Origin of the sequence: Nonomuraea soli, assembly GCF_013761175.1 — a bacterium.
Classification (GTDB): domain Bacteria; phylum Actinomycetota; class Actinomycetes; order Streptosporangiales; family Streptosporangiaceae; genus Nonomuraea; species Nonomuraea soli.
In genome coordinates, this window is the sequence record NZ_JACDUR010000006.1 from 301,927 (window position 1) to 321,156 (window position 19,230).

Here is a 19,230-nt window from a genome sequence, read left to right on the forward strand (position 1 = left end):
CGTGTAATGCGAAAGTTGCCCCTCTATTGGGGACTAATCGAATTCGCCAGTGCCGTGAGTGCCGTGGTGAAGGCCTCGACGGGTGGTTTGACCAGGCCAGCACCGACTTGCCCGGTGCCGGCGACCCGTCCGGCGATGCCGGTGTTCACCACCGGGAGGATGCCCGTTCTCGCGATCAAGGTGACGTCTATTCCGATCGGCGTCCCCCGGAAACCCAGCCCCGGTATCTGGTAGACGGGATGCTCCGCGAGTGTGATCTCGTACATCGACCGGGTGGCGTTGACCGCGTCGGCGACCTCGCCGCCGACGAAGCGCACGATCGCCGGGGCGGCGGCCATCGCGAAGCCGCCCAGCCCGCCCGTCTCGGTGATCGTGGAGTCGCCGATGTCGGGATTGGCGTCGTCGGGACCGTACGCGCCCAGGTAGAGGCCGTCGGGCACGCCCGCGGGACCGGTGAACCACCGCTCGCCCAGCCCCGACAGCTGCACACCGAAGTCGGTGCCGTTGCGCGCCATCGCCACGACCAGGCTGGAGCCCGGCACGTCGCGGGCGGCGTCGGTGCAGACCTTGCCCGCGGCCATGCCCGCGTTCAGGAAGAAGTGGTCGTTGCCGTTGATGAAGCGCAGCACCTCGGCGGCGTGCCCGGGCGCGGCCTCCACGATCGCGGGCGCCAGCTCGCGCAGGAGCAGGCTGGTCGCCGCCCGGTTGCGGTTGTGCAGCTCGTCGCCCATCTGCAGCGCCTGCGCGATCAGGGCCCGCAGGTCGATCGGCCCCGTCCTGAGCAGCGCGTCGCGCAGCGCGGGACCGAGCACCTGGTCCATCCAGCGCAGCCGGTCGAGCACCTCGGGACCGTAGGCGCCGTACCTGAGCACCTTGCCCAGCCCCTCGTTGAGCGAGCAGTAGGCGGTGCCGCCGTGCACGGCGTCGCGCACCTCGAACAGCCACATCGACGGGCTGACGAGCCCGGCCATCGGCCCGACCGTGCGATGGTGGTGGCAGGAGTCGAGCGTCATCGTGCCGATGCGCCGCCCGGCCTGCTCGGGATCGTCGGCGTGCCCTTCGAGGAGCATCGCGCCGATCAGGGCCCCGCGCATGGGACCGGAGGCCCGTTCCCACGTGATCGGCGGCCCGGCGTGCAGGAAGGTGCGCTCCGGCAGGATCTCCGAGGCCCGGACCACGCCCACCAGCTGTGGGTGGGCGGCCAGCAGCCGTTGCACGGCACGCGCGTTGGCCTCGGGCCGCCGGGGATCGGCCAGCACCCTGGCCAGCGCCTCCTCGGTGCCGGGCAGCGGCGGCCGCCAGGCCACCGGCACGGTCTCGATCGCCTGGGCGCGCAGCGACTCCTCCAGCAGCGACGCCCCCGCCGTGATCACCCTCGGGACGCCGTCGAGCAGGCTGTTCACCGGGCTCCACCTCCTGCGAACCTGGCCGCGTCCGCGTTGGAGGTGAACACCCACGCCCCGGCCCGTGTCAGTGCGGAGACCTGGTCGCCCAGGCCCTGAGGGTCGCCCTCCGTGCCGACCAGGCAGACCACCACCCGCGCCGGGGCGGCCGCGATCGCGGGCGCCAGGGTCGCGGCGGGATCGGGGTCGGCGCCGTGGCCGAGCACGACGTCCATGAGGACCGTGTCGCCCTCCTCGGCCTTGTCCAGGGCCTCCAGCCGGAGCGACGGGTCGATCATCGGGTGCGCCCTGCCCCTGGTGTAGGCGTCGTCGCCGAAGTCGGTGAAGTCGCCGTGCCCGGCGACGAGCCGCGCCTCCTGGCAGAGGGTGCCGCCGGAGAACAGTCCCAGCAGCCGCCCTCCGGCCGCCCGCCCGCCCGAGTCAGGCTCCCATGAGGGCCACTCGGGTACGGCACGGCCGAGCACGCGCAACGCCTCGGCGGTGGCGGAGGTGAGGTCGGTGGCGCCGAGCATGGCCTGGACCACGGGCGTGGACAGCTCCGCGACGACGGCCTGGACGGTGGCGGACGCCGACGGGTCCGGCGGCTTGGAGATCAGCACGATCAGCTCGGTGGCCGGGTCGGCGTCGAGCATGCGCAGCGCCTGGATCGTGGCCAGCCCGCCCACCTCGGCCGACAGGTCGCGCCCGCCCACGCCGAGCACGTGGGTGATCCCGACGCCCGCCCGGTCGAGCAGGCAGGTGACGTGCTGGGCGCCGGTGCCGGAGGCGGCGACCACGCCGACGGGGCCGGGCTTGAGCACGTTGGCGAAGCCCAGCCCGGCGCCGGCGATCACCGCGGTGCCGCAGTCGGGCCCCATCACCAGCAGTCCGGCGGCGCGGGCGAGCGCCTTGAGCCTGACCTCCTGCTCCAGGCTCACCCCGTCGCTGAAGATCATCACGTTGAGCCCCGCCTCCAGGGCGTCGAGCGCCTCGGCGAAGGCGTGCTCGCCGGGTACGGAGACCAGCGCCAGCCCGGCGGGCACGCTGCGGGCGGCGGCGCGGGTGGTGCGGGGCGGCAGATCGGCCGCCTGGGCGGCGGACTGGCGCGACAGCGCGTCCAGCAGCCGGTCCAGCTCGTCGGCGGCGGCCGCCGGGTCGTCGGCGCGTACGGCCACGAGCAGGTCGGAGGGTTCGCACGCGGGCACCTCGAAGCCGAGGTCGCGGGCGAGGCCGACGTTGAGCGTGGTGGCCATGGCGACGATCGCGACCTCCACGCCCGGCAGGTCCGACAGGGCCTTGCTGACCCGCATCAGGCTGACCGAGTCGTGGTAGATGCCCCGCCGCAGGGTCACCAGCTCGTTCATGCGGCCACCCCGCCGCGGCCGGCTCCGCCAGGAACCGCTTCCCGTCCGTTCATGCGGCCTCTCCGCTCAGCCCGCCGCGCCCGGCCATGCCCAGGACCGCCTCCAGCCCGATCGCGATGCCCTGCGCCAGGTCGGAGCCCGAGGTGTGGCCCAGGCGCCGCAGCCGCGACAGGGCGGGCTCCAGCGGGGTACGTCCCGCCACGGCGCGCAGCACGCCGCAGACCTCGGGGCTGGCCGCTCCCTGCGCGGCGCAGTGCAGCAGGGTGGCGGAGATGGGGGTGGTGCGGGTGCGGGCGTCGTACGTCACCGTGGCGCCCAGCCAGTCGCCCACCCTGACCGCCTGCCCCACCCCTGCCGACTTGCCGATGTGCCGCAGCGTCACCAGCAGTCCGGCCAGCACGTCGTCGCCGCTCGGGGTGAGCCCGGGCCCCAGGCCCACGAGCTGTTCCGCGGCGGTGAGGACACCCAGCAGCCAGCCGGTGCGGCAGGCGCGGGTGAGCAGCTCGATGTTGCCGTTGCCCGCCAGCCCCTCGCCGCCGTCGGGGGCCAGGGCCGGCAGGGCCCGCTCCAGCCGTACCGGATCGACGCGGCCGGTGTGGGGGGCGGGATCCCACCACCGGCGCACCCGCATGGACAGCGGCCCCAGCTCGACGGCGCCGTCGCCCACCACCGCCTCGTCACCGACGGTGAGGCGCGGAAGCGGGCCGGGCAGCAGGAGCGCGTTGGGCAGGCGGGTGGCGGTGCCGGTGATCACGGCGATCACCGAGGGTTCGAGCTCGGTCCTGACCTCGAGGTACGCGCCCGCCGGGAAGACCGCCAGGACTCGTGCGGGCCGGCGCGGAGCCTCCAGGACGGGGCGTACCGCCGCACTGGCCGCGCCGGTCACGGGAGTGCGCACCCGTCGGGGGGCGCCCTTCTGGGCCGTCACAGTCACGGGACGAACGTAGAACGCCGCTGATTACTCCCCGTACGGAGAAATCTGACAACAAAGTCTTAACCTTTGGGCTCTTCCTGACAGACGATTCACAGGCCACAATCGCCCCATGGAGCCCCCTGTCCGTCTGGCCAGCACCGGCACGATCATCCACGGCGTCTCCGTCGGCGAGGTCCTGGGCGTCTCGACCCTCGCCGAGGCCAAGCTGATCGCGGGGGAGAGCGGCCTGGGCCGCATCGTGCAGCGGCTCAACGTCATGGAGGTGCCCGACATCCTGGCCTGGGTCAAGCCGCACGAACTGCTGCTGACCACCGGATACCCCCTGCGCAACACGCCGCAGTCGCTGGGCAGGCTCGTGGCCGACCTCGACGAGCGCGGGCTGGCCGCGCTGGCGATCAAGCTCGGCCGCTACGTCGACGAGCTGCCCGAGGAGATGGTCGAGCAGGCCGACAGGCTCGGTTTCCCGCTCATCCTGCTCCCCAACGACGTGGGCTTCGACGACATCCTCAACCAGGTGCTCACCGACATCCTCAACCGCCAGGCCGCCGTCCTGGTGCGCGCGGAGGAGGCGCACCGCGCGCTGGTGCAGGTCGTGCTGGCGGGCGGCGGGCTCAACGAGGTCACCAACGAGGTCTCCGGCCTGCTCGACGTGGCGGTGGCCGCCGTCGACGGCTCGGGCCGCGTGCTGGCCGCGGCCGGCCCCGCCGACCACGTCGCCGCCCTGCGCGCCGCCGTCCCCCGCCTGTCGGGTACGGCAGGCAGCTCGCCCACCTTCGCCTGGGTCCCCGTCGTCGCCGGCGGCCACCACCACGGCCGCATCGTCGCCCACAGCCCCGCGGGCACCATCCACGACAGCGACGTCGGCATTCTGGAACGTGCCGCCACGGTCGCCGCGCTGGTCGTCACCCGCCAGGACGCGGTCAACGCCGTCGAGTCGAAGTATCGCGCCGACTTCCTGCGCGACGTGCTGACCGGCCGCGCGGGCGGCGCCGAGCGCATCACCGCCCGCGCCCGAGCCTTCGGCTGGGACCTGGAGCGCCCGGTGACCGTCCTGGTGGCCGAGCTCGACCTGTTCGGCGAGGAGCGCACCGCCCAGGACCGCCTGGTGACCGCCTGGACGGCGGCGCTGCGCCGCCACGACTCACGCGGAGCGGTGGCGGGCTTCTCCAACGAGGTCGTCGCCGTGCTCGACGCGGGCGCCGACTGCGCGAAGGTGGCCCGCGACGCGGCCACCGCCTTCACCGACGCGCTGCCCGCGACGTTCTCCACCGGCACCTCGCGCCTGTGCTCGCGTCCCGAGGCGCTGCCGGAGGCCTACGCCCAGGCGCTGAAGGCCGCGCGCGTCGGCCGCCAGCTGCACGGCCCGGCCGCGGTCGCCCACTTCGACCAGCTCGGCGTCTACCGGTTGTTGTCGCTGGTCAGCGACACCGACGAGCTGCACGCCTTCGTGCGCGAGACGCTCGGACCGCTGGCCTCGGACGACGACGCGGAGAACGCCGACCTGCGCCGCACCCTGCAGGTGCTGCTGGAGACCAATCTCAACGTGGCCGAGACCGCTCGGCGCCTGCACTTCCACTACAACACGCTGCGTTACCGCATCGGCAAGCTGGAGCGCCTGCTGGGCAACTTCACCGCCGACCACCACCTGCGGCTCAACCTGACGCTGGCCCTGCACGTGCTGCGCATGCGCGGGATCTAGCCGGCCACCCGCTGGAACAGCTCCTCGCGCAGGGAGCGCAGCGCGACCTCCTCGGCGCCGATGAGCACCGCCTCCTCGCCCAGCGCCGACCGGGTGACGGCGGGAACCAGGCGGGCCAGCGTGGCCAGCTCCGCGCGCAGGGGCTCCAGCAGTTCGGGACGGCCGCCCACGGTGCCGCCGAGCACGACCAGCTCGGGGTCGAGCACCGGCACGATCGAGGCCACGGCGCGGGCCAGGTACCTGGCGAGCCCGGCCACCAGCTCACCGGCGCGGCCGTCGCCCCGGGCGGCGGCGGCGAACAGCTCCTCGGCGTCCATCCCGGTGCGCTCGCGCAGCGCGGCCTCGGAGACGGCGTGGTGCAGCGGCCCCGACTCCCACAACGCCGGGTCGGCGGGGTCGCCGTCGCCGATCGGCATGCGGGAGATCTCTCCGGCCGCGCCACGCGAACCGCGGTGCACCCGGCCGCCCAGCACGATGCCCATCGCGACACTGCGCGCCACCCACAGGTAGACGTACTGCTCCAGGCCGCGGGCCGCGCCTCTGGCGCCCTCGCCGAGCGCGGCCAGGTTGATGTCGTTCTCGACCGTGCTCGCGCCGCCGGTGATCGCCAGGATGCGGACGACGGCGTCCTGGTGGAAGTCGGGCAGCGGGGAGGGCAGGTCGCGGTGGAGGTAGCCGGCCGCGTCGACGATGGTGGGCACCGCCACCACGGTGTGCCAGACCTGCTCGGGGCCGCCGCCCGCCTGGGCGAAGGCGCGCCTGGCCAGGGCGCCGATCTGCTGGGCCAGCGGCGCTCCCGCGGGCAGCGGTTCCGGCTCGCGCTCGACCAGGGCCAGGCGTTCGCCGCGCAGCGAGATCAGGGAGACCTGCAGGCGCACGGGGGAGATGACGACCGACAGCCCCGCGCCGCCGCCGGCGGGCCGCACGTCGTAGAGCGCCGCCGCCGGGCCCTTGCGGGAGGTGTCGTGGCCGACGGCGGTGACGAGGCCCGCGCGTTCGAGGTTGGCGACGGCACGGCTCACGGTGGGCAGCGCCAGTCCGGTGCGCTCGGCCAGGTCGACGCGGGTGAGGGGCGCGGCGTCCACGAGGTGGGCCACGACGGAGCGCTCGTTGAGCGAGCGGAGGACCCCTGGGGACCCGGACGGCAGCGCGTGCATGCGCCGCAGTCTAACTCTCTAACACTTCGTTAGTGAAATATTTCAGGCTCTTGACGTGCAAGGCCGTACAGGACTACTTGATAATAACTAACTGTTCGTACTAGAAAGTGCCCGGGAGGCACCGATGGCCCCCAACTCGATCTCCCGGCGGACTCTGGCGATCGCGACCGGCGCGTTCCTGCTCGCCGGATGCGCCGGCACCACCGAACCCCAGAAGCCGCAGAGCCAAGGCCCGCTGCTGACGATCATCGCCGAGCAGGGCGCCACCCTCGCCCGCAACTTCAACCCGTTCGCCGCGACCTCACGCTGGGCCACGCGCAACGCCCTCTACGAGCCGCTGATGATCTGGAACCACGTCACCGGCACACTCGAACCCTCGCTCGCCACCGGTCACACCTGGTCGGCCGACAACAAGACCCTCACGCTCACCCTGCGCGAGGGCGTCACCTGGTCGGACGGCACGCCGTTCGGCTCCGCCGACGTGCTGTTCACCCTGGAACTGATGCGCACCCACAAGGGCCTGGTCGGCGAGGCCGCCACCCCGCTGGCGCAGTACGTCGACACCATCACCGCGCCCGACGCCAAGACCGTCGTCATCGCCCTGCGCGAGGCGATCACCCCCGCGCTCTACGACCTGGTCAGCCAGCGCATCGTGCCCAAGCACATCTGGGAGAAGGTGGCCGACCCCGTCACCGAGACCAACCAGAACCCCGTCGGCACCGGACCCTTCGTCCTGTCGACCTTCCGCCCGCAGGGCTACGAGCTCAAGCGCAACGACAAGTACTGGCAGAAGGTCGAGATCCCCGGCCTGCGCCTGTCCGGCTACACCGGCCAGGACCAGATCAACGCCGCCGTGCTCAGCGGCCAGATCGACTGGGGCGCGGTCGTGCCCGACCCCGACAAGACCTTCGTCGCCAAGGACCCCGCCAACCACCACTACTGGTGGCCGCGGACCGCCGACGTCAACCTGGTCGTCAACACCACCCTCAAGCCCTTCGACGACCCCGCCGTGCGCAAGGCCTTCAGCATGGCCCTCGACCGCGCCCGCATGGTCGACATCGCGCTGTGGGGCAAGAGCGACGTCGCCAACGCCGTGGGCCTGCCCAGCCAGGCCTACCCCGGCTGGCTGGACGAGTCGGTGCTGGCCGAGGGCAAGAAGACGGTCACCCTCGACCTGGCCGCCGCCAACGCCGCCCTCGACGCCGCCGGATTCGCCAAGGGCGCCGACGGCAAGCGCACCACCCCCGACGGCAAGCCCGCCGCGTGGGACCTGATCGTGCCGACCGGCTGGACCGACTGGATCTCCGTCGCCGGCATCGTCAGCTCCAGCCTGGCCCAGGCGGGCATCACCGCCAACGTCAAGACCGTGGGCTTCGACAACTGGTCCTCCACCGTCTACGGCGGAAAGTTCCAGCTCACCCTCGGCGCGGGCAAACGCGGCGCGACGCCGTACGGCTACTTCCGCGACATGCTCTCCACCGCGACGGTCAAGCCGGTCGGCGAGGTCTCCACCAACAACTTCCACAGGTACGGCAACGCCGAGGCCGACAAGCTGCTCACCGCCTTCGCCGCCACCAGCGACGAGGCCGAGCAGAAGCGCATCGCCGCCGACCTGCAGCGCATCTACGTCGCCGAGCTGCCCACCATCCCGCTCTACGAGCAGCCCGACTGGGGAGCCTTCGTCACCAAGCGCTACACCGGCTTCCCCAGCGCCGACAACGCCTACGCGCCGCTGGCCAACGACCCGCTCTTCCCGACCACCTACCTCGTCTACCCCAAGCTGAAGGCGGCCCGTTGAGCCGGTTGCCCCGGCGGGTGCTGTTCTACCTGGCGGCCGGGGCGGTCGCGGTCACGCTTAACTTCTTCCTGCCCCGGCTGATGCCGGGCGACCCGGCCACCACCCTGGTCGCCACCTACTCGGGCCAGCTCACCGCCGAGGACCTCCAGGCGCTGCGCGACGCCTACGGGCTCGTCGACGCCCCGCTCTGGCAGCAGTTCGCCACCTACCTGAGCCACCTGTTCAGGGGCGAGCTGGGAGTGTCGCTGTCGCAGTTCCCCACCCCGGTCACCGAGGTGATCGGCACCGGGTTCGGCTGGTCGCTCCTGCTGGGCCTGGTCTCGGTGCTGCTGAGCTTCGCCATCGGCAGCGTCATCGGCGCGGTGGCGGCCTGGCGGCGCGGCAGCCGCTTCGACTCCATCGCCCCGCCCGTCGCGCTGTTCGCCGGGTCGTTCCCGTACTTCTTCATGGCGTTGCTGGCGTTGTACCTGTTCGCCGTGCAGTGGCAGCTGCTGCCGCTCGGCCAGGCCTACGGCTTCGACGTGGAGCCGGGACTCAACGCCGCCTTCGCCGCCGACGTGCTGGCCCACCTCGTGCTGCCCGCCGGGACCGTGGTCCTGGTCTCGATCGGCGGCTGGGTGCTGAACATGCGCAACACCATGATCGGTGTGCTCGACGAGGACTACCTGCTGATGGCCGAGGCCAAGGGCCTGAGCACCCCCCGGGTGGTCGGCTCCTACGCCGCGCGCAACGCGATCCTGCCCACCTTCACGCTGCTGGGCCTGTCGATCGGCAACGTCTTCGCCGGCCAGCTGCTCACCGAGGTCGTCTTCTCCTACCCCGGTCTCGGCTACCAGCTGTACCAGGCCGTGACCACCCACGACTACCCGCTGATGCAGGCGCTGTTCCTGCTGATCACGGTCTCCATCCTCGTCGTCAACCTGCTGGTGGACGTCGCCTACGTGCTGCTCGACCCCCGGGTGAGGTGATCGCCGATGAAATCCGCCGCAGGCGGCGCGATACTGGCCGTGCTGGCGCTGGCCTGCCTCGCCGCGCCGCTGCTGGCCCCCGACGGGCCGGCCGCCGCCACCGCAGGAGCCTTCGAGGCGCCCTCGGCCGCGCACTGGCTCGGCACCAACGGCCAGGGCCAGGACGTCTTCGCCCAGCTGGTGTGGGGAGGGCGCGGCTCGCTGCTCATGGCCCTGTCCGTGGGCGTGGGCACCACGCTGGTCGCGGTCCTGGTCGGGCTGCTGGCCGCCTACTTCGGCGGGCTGGCCGACGAGGCGATCTCGCTGGTGGTCAACATCGTGCTGACCGTCCCCGGACTGCCACTGATCATCGTGCTCGCCGCCTTCCTGCCGCCGGGACCCGCCACCATCGCCATGGTGCTGATCATCACGGGCTGGGCGTTCGGCGCCAGGCTGATCCGCGCCCAGGCGCTCAGCCTGCGCCAGCGCGACTTCATCGCCGCCGCCAAGGTCGCCGGTGAACGTCCGCTGCGCGTCATCGCCGCCGAGCTGCTGCCCAACCTGTGGTCGGTCATCGCCGCCTACCTGTGCGGCCAGGTCGTCTTCGCCCTGACCGCCGGATCCGCGCTGGAGTTCCTCGGGCTCGGCGACGCCGGCCAGACCTCGTGGGGGACCATGCTCTTCTGGGCCCAGAACGACTCCGCGCTGCTGCAGGGCGCGTGGTGGACCTTCGTCTCGCCCGGCCTGGCGATCGCGCTGACCGCCGGATCGCTGGCGCTGCTCAACTTCGCCCTCGACGCGGCGACCAACCCGCGCCTGCGCGCCCCCGGCGGCGCCCGCCGCGCCACGGAGGTGCTGCGCCATGGCTGACGCGCTGCTCGCCGTCGAGGACCTGTCCGTGGAGTACCGGGGCCTGCGCGGCGCCGCCCGCGCCGTGGACCGGGTCAGCTTCGAGGTCGCGCCGGGCGAGGTGCTCGGCCTGGCCGGGGAGTCGGGCTGCGGCAAGTCCACCCTGGCCCTGGCCATCCCGCGCCTGCTGCGCGCCCCCGCCGTCATCACCTCGGGATCGGTACGGCTCGGCGGACGCGACATCCTGGAGCTGGACGACCGGCGGCTCAGGTCGATCAGGTGGAGCGAGATCGCGATGGTCTTCCAGAACGCGATGAACGCCCTCAACCCGGTCATGCGCCTGGGCTCGCAGTTCGCCGACGTGATCCGCACCCACACCGGCCTCGGCCGGGCGCGGGCCCTGGAGCGGGCGGCCGAGCTGTGCACGCTGGTCGGCATCGACCCGGCCAGGCTGCGCTCCTACCCGCACGAGCTGTCGGGCGGCATGCGCCAGCGCGCCGCCCTGGCCATCGCGCTGGCCCTGGAGCCCAAGCTCGTCATCATGGACGAGCCGACCACCGCGCTCGACGTCGTGCTCCAGCGGGAGATCATGGAGGAGATCACCGCGCTGCGGGAACGGCTCGGCTTCGCCGTCCTGTTCATCACCCACGACATCTCGCTGCTCATCGAGGTCGCCGACCGCATCGCCATCATGTACGGCGGGCGGATCGTCGAGCAGGCGCCCGCCCGATCCTTCCTGGAGTCCGCGGCCCATCCCTACACCCGCGGCCTGCTCGCCTCCTTCCCCTCCATCGACGACGACGGCGAACGCCTGACCGGCATCCCCGGCTCGCCGCCGTCGCTGATCGACCCGCCCGCCGGATGCGGCTTCGCCGCGCGCTGCACGCTGGCGAGCGACCGCTGCCGCGAGACCCCGCCGTTCGTCGAGATCGCCCCCGCTCACCGGGCGGCCTGCTGGGAGGTGGGCGCATGAGCCTGCTCGATGTCGAGAACCTGGGCCGCACGTTCGGCGAGGCGCATGCCGTACGGGAGGCCTCCTTCTCGCTGGAGCGCGGCGAGATCGTCGCGCTGGTCGGGGAGTCGGGCAGCGGCAAGTCGACCACCGCCCGCATGGTCGCCCGCCTGCTCGCCCCCACCACCGGGCGTGTCCTGCTGGAAGGCTCGGCCACCGTGCCCGAACTGGCGTACCGCTCCAAGGTCCAGATGGTCTTCCAGGACCCGTTCGGCTCGCTCAACCCCGCCAGGACGATCGGCCACCACCTGACCAGGCCGCTGCTGCTGCACCGGCGCGCGACGCGCAAGCAGGCGCCACAAGCCGTCGCGGCGCTGCTGGAGACCGTCGGCCTCGACCCGTCGCTGGCCGTACGGCACCCGCACGAGCTGTCGGGAGGCCAGCGCCAGCGCGTCGCCATCGCCAGGGCCTTCGCGGTCGAGCCGCTCCTGGTCGTGGCCGACGAGCCGGTCTCCATGCTCGACGTCTCCATCCGCATCGGCGTGCTCAACCTGATGGAGCGGCTGCGCGACGAGCGGGAGACGGCCTTCCTCTACATCACCCACGACGTGGCCTCGGCCCGCTACCTGGGCGGGCGCATGCTCGTCATGTACGGCGGCCACATCGTCGAGGGCGGGCCCGCCCGCGTGCTGACCGGCGAGCCCGCCCACCCCTACACACGGCTGCTGCTGGCGGCCGTGCCCAACCCGCGGCGAGGCTCGTCGTCCACCGTGACGCGGCCCACGGGCCCGCGCCCGTCCACCGGCTGCCCGTTCACCGCGCGCTGCCCGCTGGTCACCGACCTGTGCCGCACCACCATGCCGCCCGTCACCCGGGTGGCCGACGGCCACTGGGCACGCTGCCACGCCCTGGGAAAGGAGAACCAGTGAAGATCGGCATCTGCGGGCGCAAGTTCCCGCGAGCCGCCGAGCTCGGGCCGGAGGGCCTGCTGCGGGAGTGCGCCGACCTCGGCCACGACGGGGTGTTCTTCCGCACGATCCTGGAGATGTCGCCCACCCTCGACCCCGGCTACCTCAAGCACCTGCGCGAGATCGCCGACGACAAGGGCCTGTACCTGGAGACCGGGCTCGGCAAGGTCAACCCGTTCAACACCTCGGAGGAGCCCACGATCCGCGAGATCGGCGAGGGCGACTACCTGCTGGGACTGCGCCGCATGGCCGAGGCCGCCCGCGCGGCCGGCATGACGGAACTGTGGGCCGACACCGCCAACTACCAGCGATATGACTGGGGCCTGCACGCCATCGACCGCTTCCGCACCGACGTCACCTGGAGCGAGCAGCTCGAGGCCACCCGGCGCCTGCTGCACCGGGCCGCGCCCATGCTGCGCGACCTCGGCTGCCGCATCAACCTCGAGACCCACGAGGAGATCACCACCCACGAGCTCGTCGCCCTCGTCGAAGACGTCGGCCCCGACGTGCTCGGCATCACCATGGACCTGGCCAACGTGGTCGTGCGCGGCGAGGACCCGGTCGCCGCCGCCCGCCGCGTCGCCCCCTACACCCACCAGACGCACCTGCGCGATCTGGTCCTCTACTTCACGCCCGACGGCGTGGAACGCCAGATCCGCGCCTGCGGCGACGGCGTCATCGACCTGCGTGCCGTACTGAAGGAACTCGACCCGCGGGTCAACCTCACCATCGAGAACACGGGCAGCCGCGACCGCAACGGCATCCAGCTCTTCCTTCCCGTCTGGCAGCGGGCCCACCCCGACCTGCCCATGGCGGACGTGCTGGAGCTCGTACGCCTGACCGTCGAGAGCGAGCGGCTCATGCGCGACGGGCGGATCCCCGACGCCGACGCCTACTACGCGCCGCCGCTCGGACCCGACTGGGAGAAGGCGTTCATCCGCCGCTCCGCCGACCACCTCACCGCACTCCTGGAGGACAGCACTTCATGAAGCGCACGCTTCGCGTCATCGTCATCGCCGCCCACCCCGACGAGCCCGAGGAGTACGCCGGCGGCACCGCCGCGCTCTACGCCCGGCAGGGGCACGCGGTCAAGTTCATGACCCTGACGAACGGATCCGCCGGACACCACGTCCTCGACGCGCCCACCCTGGTCGCCCGCCGGGCCCGCGAGGCCGCGCTCGCCGCCGACCGCCTCGGCGTGGCCCAGTACGAGATCCTCGACATCGACGACGGCTCGCTCATCCCCACCCTGGAGGTACGGCAGGCGGTCATCCGCAGCATCCGCGAATGGCGCGCCGACGTCGTCATCAGCTTCCACGCCGACGGCGGCGGCCACCCCGACAACCGCGCCTCCGGCGTCGCCGTCCGCGACGCCCTGCCGTTCGTGGTCCTCGGCAACATCCTGCCCACCGTCGCGCCCCTGAAGAGGCGGCCGCTGCACCTGCAGATGGTCGACTACGGCACCCACGACCTGCACCGCCACGACCTGGCGATCGACATCGGCCAGGTGCTGGAGGACAAGCTCCTCGGCTGCGACGCCCACGCCACCCAGTTCTACGAGTTCGCCCCCCACTCCAACGGCTGGGGCGAGGAGGTGCCGGAGGACTGGGCGGGCAGGCGCGAGTTCATCCTCAAGAACTGGAGCGAGTACTTCCACGCCGACGCCTCGATGCGCGAGTCGCTGACCAGGTGGTACGGCCCCGACGCGCGAGCGGAGTTCGCCGAGACCTTCCACCTGGCCCGCGGCAACCGCTCCTACAGCGACGAGGAGCTGCGGGAACTGGTGCCCATGCTGGGCGACTAGTCTTGACCCGTGGACCTGGACTTCGAGCTGAGCTCCGACTTCATCCCCCTGTGCGACCTGCTCAAATACTGCGGCGTCACCGAGACCGGCGGCATGGCCAAGCAGCTGATCTCCGAGGGGCTGGTCATGGTCGACGGTGAGGTGGAGCTCCGCAAGACCCGCAAGGTGCGCTCCGGCTCCGTGGTCAGCGGCGACGGGTTCAGCATCCACGTTTCGTGACTGTGCGCAAGGCGACCTCTGGTCACGCTCCCAGATTTGGCAGATCATGCCGGTGTAGGCGGGCACGATCGGGCCTAATGTGCCCGCAACAATGCGAGTTCGGGGGCCAGTGACCAGAGGGGACGCGCTCCATGGTTATGGGTTGGACCAAACACGGTGACGGAAAACATCTGGCCCCCGGCGAGGTGGTGAAGCCGGACGAACGGCTCTCCTGGCCGAGGATGATCGGGTTCGGCGCCCAGCACGTGGTCGCCATGTTCGGCGCGACGTTCGTCTTCCCCCTGGTCATGGGGCTGGACCCGAACGTCGCGATCATGATGTCGGGCGTGGCGACGATCCTGTTCCTGCTGATCGTCAAGGGCAAGGTACCCAGCTACCTGGGCACCAGCGCCTCGTTCGTGGGCGGCGTCCTGGCGATCAGGGCGCTGTTCGGCGGCGACACCGCCGGGGTCGACGCCATCGTGACCGGGGCGATCCTGGTCGCCGGCCTCGTCCTGGCCCTGGCCGGCGTGGCCGTGCACGTGCTCGGGGTGCAGATCATCCACCGGATCTTCCCGCCTGTCGTGACCGGCGCGGTGGTCATGCTGATCGGATTCGGCCTGGCCTTCGTGGTCGCCGACGTCTACTGGCCGCAGGACCAGTGGATGGCGCTGGTCACGATGCTGATCACCTTCGTGGTCATCGTCGCCTTCAAGGGCTTCATCGGGCGCATCGGCATCCTGATCGGCCTCATCCTCGGCTTCGTGCTGTCGTGGGGAGCCGATCGGGTCTTCGGCGACATCACCGCCTACAACGCCGGCACCGGCGCCGTCGACACCCACCCGCGGGTGAACTTCTCCGGCCTGGCCGACGCCCCCTGGTTCGGCCTGCCCGACTTCCACGCCCCCGACTTCCGCTTCAGCGCGGTGCTCCTGGTACTGCCCGCCGTCATCGCGCTCGTCGCCGAGAACATCGGCCACGTCAAGGCCGTCGGCGAGATGACCGGCACCGACGTCGACCCCTACGTCGGCCGCGCCGTCGCCGCCGACGGCGTCGCCACCGTGGTCACCAGCGCCGTGGGCGGCTCGCCGACCACCACCTACGCCGAGAACATCGGCGTCATGGCGGCCACCAAGGTCTACTCCACGGCCGCCTACTACATCGCCGGCGTCATCGCGATCGCCTTCGGCCTCATCCCCAAGTTCGGCGCGCTGGTCGCCGCCACGCCCGGAGGCGTGCTGGGCGGCGTCACGGTCATCCTGTACGGCATGATCGGCCTGCTGGGCGCGAAGATCTGGATCGAGAACCGGGTCGACTTCGCCGATCCGGTCAACATGGTCCCGATCGGCGCGGGCATCATCCTGGCGATCGGTCCGGTCAAGCACATGATCACGGGAGAGTTCACCCTGGAGGGCATCGCGCTCGGTACCATCGTCGTCGTGGGCGGCTACCACCTGCTGCGCTGGATCGCGCGAAGGCCCGCCGAGATCAGGGAGTCCACCGGGTGAAACCACCCCCGTTCACGTACCACGCGCCCCTCGACCTCGGCTCGGCGCTCGACGCGCTGGCCGGGGCGGGGGCGCGCGGCAAGGTGCTGGCCGGAGGCCAGAGCCTGATCCCTCTGATGAACATGCGGCTGGCCTCGCCGTCGCATGTGATCGACATCAACCGGGTGCCGGGGCTCGACACCATCGAGGACGAGCGGGGCGGCGTGCGCGTCGGCGCGCTGGCCCGGCACTCGCGGGTGGAGCGTTCCGGGCCCGCGCCGCTGCGGCGGGCGCTCAAGCTGGTGGCGCACCCGGTGATCCGCAACCGCGGCACGGTCGTCGGCAGCCTCGTGCACGCCGACCCGGCGGCCGAGCTGCCCGCCGTCCTCGCGGTGCTGGGAGGGTCCGTACGGCTGGCCAGCCTCGGCGGCGTGCGTGACGTGGCGGCGGCCGACTTCTTCGTCGGCCCCCTGGAGTCCGACCTGCGAGCCGGCGAGCTGGCCGTCTCCGCGTTCTTCCCCGGCCTGCCGCCGAGGTCCGGCTTCGCCATCCACGAGCTCGCGCGACGGCACGGCGACTACGCCCTGGCCGGTGTCTGCGCCGTCGTCACCCTCGGCGACGACGGCCGCATCGCCGCCGCGAGGGCCGCCTGCATCGGTGTCGCGGCGACGCCCCAGCTGGTCGAGCTGGAGGGCGGCACGCCCGCCGAGCTGGCGCGTGCCGTACAGGAGCGGACCGACCCCGAGGGCGACATCCACGCGAGCGCGGCCTACCGGCGCCACCTGGTCGGGGTGCTGGCCGAGCGGGCGTTCACCGACGCGGCCAGGGAGGCGGCCCAGTGACCCAGGAGGAGCGGCACGAGATCACCCTGGTGGTCAACGGGGTGGCCCGCCAGGCGCGGGTCCCGGCGCGCAGGCTGCTGTCCGACGCGCTCCGCCACGATCTGGGACTGACCGGCACCCATGTGGGCTGCGAGCACGGCGTGTGCGGCTGCTGCACGGTGCTGCTCGACGGCGAGCCGGTGCGCTCGTGCCTGACCTTCGCCGTCACCGTCGACGGCCGCGAGCTGACCACCGTGGAGGGGCTGGCGGGCCCGGGGGGCATGTCGCCGGTGCAGCGGGCCTTCGCCGAGTGCCACGGCCTGCAGTGCGGCTTCTGCACGCCCGGCTTCCTGTGCACGGTCACCGCGTTCCTCAGGGACAACCCCTCGCCCACCGACGACGACGTCATCGAGGGCATCTCCGGCAACCTGTGCCGGTGCACCGGCTACCAGAACATCGTCAAGGCCGTGCACCGGGCGGCGGAGCTCATGGCGGAGGAGTCCGAATGACGACGCGGCTGTTCGGTGAGAAGGTGCAGCGGCTGGAGGACCCGCGGCTGCTCACCGGGCAGGGACGCTACCTCGACGACCTGGGGCACGACGCGGTGGCGGTGGCGTTCGTGCGCTCGCCGCACGCGCACGCCCGCATCCGCGACATCGACGTGAGCGCCGCGCTCGACGCCGAGGGGCTCATCTCCATCTACACGTGGGAGGACCTGCCGGGCAGGCTCGCCCAGCCGCTGCCGCTGCTCATCCCGCACCCGGCGCTGACCCACGGCCGCACCGCCTACCCGCTGGCCAAGGAGACCGTCCGCCACGTCGGCGAGCCGGTCGTGATGGTCGTGGCGGAGGACCGCTACCTGGCCGAGGACGTGTGCGACCTGATCAGGGTCGACTACGAGCTGCTCAAACCGGTCGTCGGCATCGAGGAGGCGGCGCAGGGCGCGCAGCTCGTCCACGACGACGTGCCGGGCAACCTGGGCGCGCACTTCGTGCAGGAGGTGCCCGCCGCCGACGGCAGGGGGGCGCGCGAGGCGATCGAGCAGGCGGCGCACACCCTGGCCTTCCGGCTCGACATCGAGCGCAGCGCCTCCATGCCCCTGGAGGGACGTGGCGTCTACGCCCGCTGGGACGGCACCGACCTGCGTGTCTACTCCAGCACGCAGACCTCCACCAGCGTGCGCATGGCGATCGCGGCCAAGCTCGACCTGCCCCTGCCCAACGTCGAGGTGATCGCCCCCGACGTCGGCGGCGGTTTCGGGGTGAAGATCGTGCACCCGTGGCCCGAGGAGATCCTCGTGCCGTGGGCGGCGATGACGCTCGGCCGCGAGGTCAAGTGGACCGAGGACCGGCGCGAGCACTTCGTCTCCAGCGCGCACGAGCGCGGCCAGGTGCACTTCGTCCGGGTCGGCTTCGACGACGACGGCCGGGTCGAAGGGCTGGAGGTGACCATCCTGCACGACCACGGCGCCTACACGCCCTACGGGATCATCGTGCCGATCATCACCTCGACGCAGCTGCTCGGGCCGTACAAGCTGGGCTCCTACCGGGTGGAGTTCTCCTCGATCTACACCAACACCGTGCAGGTCACCCCGTACCGGGGCGCGGGGCGCCCGCAGGGCGTGTTCTGCATGGAACGCACGATGGACAAGATCGCCCAGTATCTGGGCGCCGACCGCACCGCGGTCCGGGAGCGCAACTTCATCCAGCCCGCCGACTTCCCCTACGACCAGGGCATGGTCTTCCAGGACGGCCGCCCGCTGATCTACGACAGCGGCGACTACCCCGAGATGCTGCGCATGCTGAAGGAGCTCATCGGCTGGGACTCCTTCGAGCGCCGCCCGGGCGTCGGCATCGGGATCGGCTGCTACGTCGAGGGCACCGGCGTCGGGCCGTACGAAGGCGGCCACGTGCAGATCACCTCCGACGGCCGCGTGCACGTCTCCACCGGCCTGACCAGCCAGGGCCAGGGACACGAGACGGTCTTCGCGCAGATCGCCGCGACCGAGCTCGGCGTGCCGATCGAACGGGTCAGCGTCGTCACCGGCGACACCCGGCGCTTCGGCTACGCGGTGGGCACCTTCGCCTCGCGCGCCGCCGTGATGAGCGGCAACGCCATCGCGCTGGCCTGCCGCAAGGTCCGCGAGAAAGCGTTGCGCATCGCCGCCGACGCGCTGGAGGCCTCCGCCGACGACCTGGAGATCACCGAGGGCGTCGTGCACGTCAAGGGCGCTCCCGGGGCGGCCGTGCCGCTGGCCACCGTGGCGGTGCTGGCCAACCCGCTGCGCTACGCCTTCGACGAGGAGGCCAAGCGCGCCACCCAGTTCGCGGGCACGGCTTCGCCCGACCTGCCGCCGGTCGCCGAGGGCGAGGAGCCGGGGCTGGAGGGGCGCGACTACTACTCGCCGGTGCGCTCCACCTTCGCCTCGGGCATGCACGCCGCGATCGTCGCGGTCGACCCCGACACCGCGGAGGTCGAGATCCTGCGATACGCGGTGGTGCACGACTGCGGGCGGCTGATCAATCCGATGATCGTCGAGGGGCAGATCCACGGCGGCGTCGCCCAGGGCGTGGGCGGCGCGCTGTACGAGCGCATGGTCTACGACGCGCACGGCCAGCTGCTCAACGCCTCGTTCATGGACTTCCTCATGCCGTACGCCACCGAGGTGCCGCGCGTGGAGACCGCCCACCTGGAGACCCCGTCACCCCTCAACCCGCTCGGGATCAAGGGGGCGGGGGAGGCCGGAGTCATCCCGGTGTCGGCGGTGATCGCCGGCGCGATCGAGGACGCCGAGGGCATCGCGATCGACCGCATGCCGATCTCACCCTCGGAGCTGTTCCACCTGCGCGGCTAGCGCGCCGCCCCGGTCG

Annotated in this window: 17 protein-coding genes; 13 read left to right on the plus strand and 4 right to left on the minus strand. The window is 72.1% G+C overall.

The genetic code is table 11. The features are described 5' to 3' along the window. Nucleotides 1–23: 23 nt before the first annotated feature. Genes HNR30_RS29575 through HNR30_RS29585 form a run of 3 tightly spaced genes read right to left on the minus strand, consistent with a single transcriptional unit; the run spans nucleotide 24 to nucleotide 3,680 of the window. The gene (locus tag HNR30_RS29575) at nucleotides 24–1,403 is read right to left on the minus strand and encodes a YlbE family protein (protein ID WP_181613339.1); all 1,380 of its coding nucleotides are present in this window, start codon (nucleotides 1,401–1,403) and stop codon (nucleotides 24–26) included. Then, on the minus strand, nucleotides 1,400–2,746 hold the full coding sequence (locus tag HNR30_RS29580; RefSeq protein ID WP_181613340.1) for an AllF/FdrA family protein: 1,347 nt from the start codon (nucleotides 2,744–2,746) through the stop codon (nucleotides 1,400–1,402). The genes HNR30_RS29575 and HNR30_RS29580 overlap by 4 nt, the downstream gene beginning before the upstream one ends. Before the next feature lie 49 nt (nucleotides 2,747–2,795). Beyond that, nucleotides 2,796–3,680, minus strand: coding sequence for an oxamate carbamoyltransferase subunit AllH family protein (locus HNR30_RS29585; RefSeq protein WP_181613341.1), 885 nt, complete (start codon nucleotides 3,678–3,680; stop codon nucleotides 2,796–2,798). 109 nt (nucleotides 3,681–3,789) lie between these two features. Between HNR30_RS29585 and HNR30_RS29590 the strand changes: the two genes are divergently transcribed. Next, entirely contained in the window at nucleotides 3,790–5,379 is a 1,590-nt protein-coding gene (locus HNR30_RS29590) for a PucR family transcriptional regulator (protein ID WP_181613342.1), read from the plus strand. Here the strand turns inward: HNR30_RS29590 and HNR30_RS29595 are convergent. Beyond that, on the minus strand, nucleotides 5,376–6,536 hold the full coding sequence (locus tag HNR30_RS29595; RefSeq protein WP_181613343.1) for an ROK family transcriptional regulator: 1,161 nt from the start codon (nucleotides 6,534–6,536) through the stop codon (nucleotides 5,376–5,378). The two genes, HNR30_RS29590 and HNR30_RS29595, sit on opposite strands and share 4 nt — an antisense overlap. 124 nt (nucleotides 6,537–6,660) lie before the next feature. On the opposite strand from HNR30_RS29595, the gene HNR30_RS29600 reads away from it, so the two are divergent. The 12 genes from HNR30_RS29600 to cutA all read left to right on the plus strand — a co-directional run bounded on the left by HNR30_RS29600 (nucleotide 6,661) and on the right by cutA (nucleotide 19,214). Then, nucleotides 6,661–8,334 carry an ABC transporter substrate-binding protein gene (locus HNR30_RS29600; protein ID WP_181613344.1) on the plus strand — a complete coding sequence of 558 codons (1,674 nt, stop codon included), beginning with the start codon at nucleotides 6,661–6,663 and terminating at the stop codon, nucleotides 8,332–8,334. Then, nucleotides 8,331–9,302 (plus strand): ABC transporter permease, encoded by a 972-nt coding sequence (locus HNR30_RS29605; protein WP_181613345.1) that lies wholly within the window; start codon nucleotides 8,331–8,333, stop codon nucleotides 9,300–9,302. Before HNR30_RS29600 ends, HNR30_RS29605 begins: the two co-directional genes overlap by 4 nt. 6 nt (nucleotides 9,303–9,308) lie before the next feature. Beyond that, a complete protein-coding gene (locus HNR30_RS29610; RefSeq protein WP_181613346.1) occupies nucleotides 9,309–10,151 on the plus strand; it encodes an ABC transporter permease in 843 nt (280 codons plus the stop codon). Beyond that, on the plus strand, nucleotides 10,144–11,103 hold the full coding sequence (locus HNR30_RS29615; RefSeq protein WP_181613347.1) for an ABC transporter ATP-binding protein: 960 nt from the start codon (nucleotides 10,144–10,146) through the stop codon (nucleotides 11,101–11,103). Before HNR30_RS29610 ends, HNR30_RS29615 begins: the two co-directional genes overlap by 8 nt. Continuing rightward, on the plus strand, nucleotides 11,100–12,011 hold the full coding sequence (locus tag HNR30_RS29620; RefSeq protein WP_181613348.1) for an ABC transporter ATP-binding protein: 912 nt from the start codon (nucleotides 11,100–11,102) through the stop codon (nucleotides 12,009–12,011). Before HNR30_RS29615 ends, HNR30_RS29620 begins: the two co-directional genes overlap by 4 nt. Further along, a complete protein-coding gene (locus tag HNR30_RS29625) occupies nucleotides 12,008–13,039 on the plus strand; it encodes a sugar phosphate isomerase/epimerase family protein (protein ID WP_181613349.1) in 1,032 nt (343 codons plus the stop codon). Before HNR30_RS29620 ends, HNR30_RS29625 begins: the two co-directional genes overlap by 4 nt. After that, entirely contained in the window at nucleotides 13,036–13,854 is an 819-nt protein-coding gene (locus HNR30_RS29630) for a PIG-L deacetylase family protein (protein ID WP_181613350.1), read from the plus strand. Before HNR30_RS29625 ends, HNR30_RS29630 begins: the two co-directional genes overlap by 4 nt. Before the next feature lie 9 nt (nucleotides 13,855–13,863). Further along, entirely contained in the window at nucleotides 13,864–14,073 is a 210-nt protein-coding gene (locus tag HNR30_RS29635) for an RNA-binding S4 domain-containing protein (RefSeq protein ID WP_181613351.1), read from the plus strand. 131 nt (nucleotides 14,074–14,204) lie between these two features. Beyond that, nucleotides 14,205–15,560, plus strand: coding sequence for a uracil-xanthine permease family protein (locus tag HNR30_RS29640; RefSeq protein ID WP_181613352.1), 1,356 nt, complete (start codon nucleotides 14,205–14,207; stop codon nucleotides 15,558–15,560). Further along, nucleotides 15,557–16,381: an FAD binding domain-containing protein gene (locus HNR30_RS29645; protein WP_181613353.1), complete on the plus strand. Its 825-nt coding sequence runs from the start codon at nucleotides 15,557–15,559 to the stop codon at nucleotides 16,379–16,381. Before HNR30_RS29640 ends, HNR30_RS29645 begins: the two co-directional genes overlap by 4 nt. Then, nucleotides 16,378–16,869, plus strand: a complete 492-nt coding sequence (locus HNR30_RS29650) for a (2Fe-2S)-binding protein (protein ID WP_181613354.1) — start codon at nucleotides 16,378–16,380, stop codon at nucleotides 16,867–16,869. The genes HNR30_RS29645 and HNR30_RS29650 overlap by 4 nt, the downstream gene beginning before the upstream one ends. Continuing rightward, entirely contained in the window at nucleotides 16,866–19,214 is a 2,349-nt protein-coding gene (gene cutA, locus HNR30_RS29655) for an aerobic carbon-monoxide dehydrogenase large subunit (RefSeq protein ID WP_181613355.1), read from the plus strand. The genes HNR30_RS29650 and cutA overlap by 4 nt, the downstream gene beginning before the upstream one ends. The last annotated feature ends 16 nt before the right edge of the window (nucleotides 19,215–19,230 follow it).

Coding starts and splice junctions, on each gene's coding strand:
- HNR30_RS29580 (WP_181613340.1), bottom strand. CDS start 2,746: ATGAACGAGCTGGTGACCCTGCGGCGGGGCATCTACCACGACTCGGTC.
- HNR30_RS29590 (WP_181613342.1), top strand. CDS start 3,790: ATGGAGCCCCCTGTCCGTCTGGCCAGCACCGGCACGATCATCCACGGC.
- HNR30_RS29595 (WP_181613343.1), bottom strand. CDS start 6,536: ATGCACGCGCTGCCGTCCGGGTCCCCAGGGGTCCTCCGCTCGCTCAAC.
- HNR30_RS29600 (WP_181613344.1), top strand. CDS start 6,661: ATGGCCCCCAACTCGATCTCCCGGCGGACTCTGGCGATCGCGACCGGC.
- HNR30_RS29610 (WP_181613346.1), top strand. CDS start 9,309: ATGAAATCCGCCGCAGGCGGCGCGATACTGGCCGTGCTGGCGCTGGCC.
- HNR30_RS29615 (WP_181613347.1), top strand. CDS start 10,144: ATGGCTGACGCGCTGCTCGCCGTCGAGGACCTGTCCGTGGAGTACCGG.
- HNR30_RS29620 (WP_181613348.1), top strand. CDS start 11,100: ATGAGCCTGCTCGATGTCGAGAACCTGGGCCGCACGTTCGGCGAGGCG.
- HNR30_RS29630 (WP_181613350.1), top strand. CDS start 13,036: ATGAAGCGCACGCTTCGCGTCATCGTCATCGCCGCCCACCCCGACGAG.
- HNR30_RS29640 (WP_181613352.1), top strand. CDS start 14,205: ATGGTTATGGGTTGGACCAAACACGGTGACGGAAAACATCTGGCCCCC.
- cutA (WP_181613355.1), top strand. CDS start 16,866: ATGACGACGCGGCTGTTCGGTGAGAAGGTGCAGCGGCTGGAGGACCCG.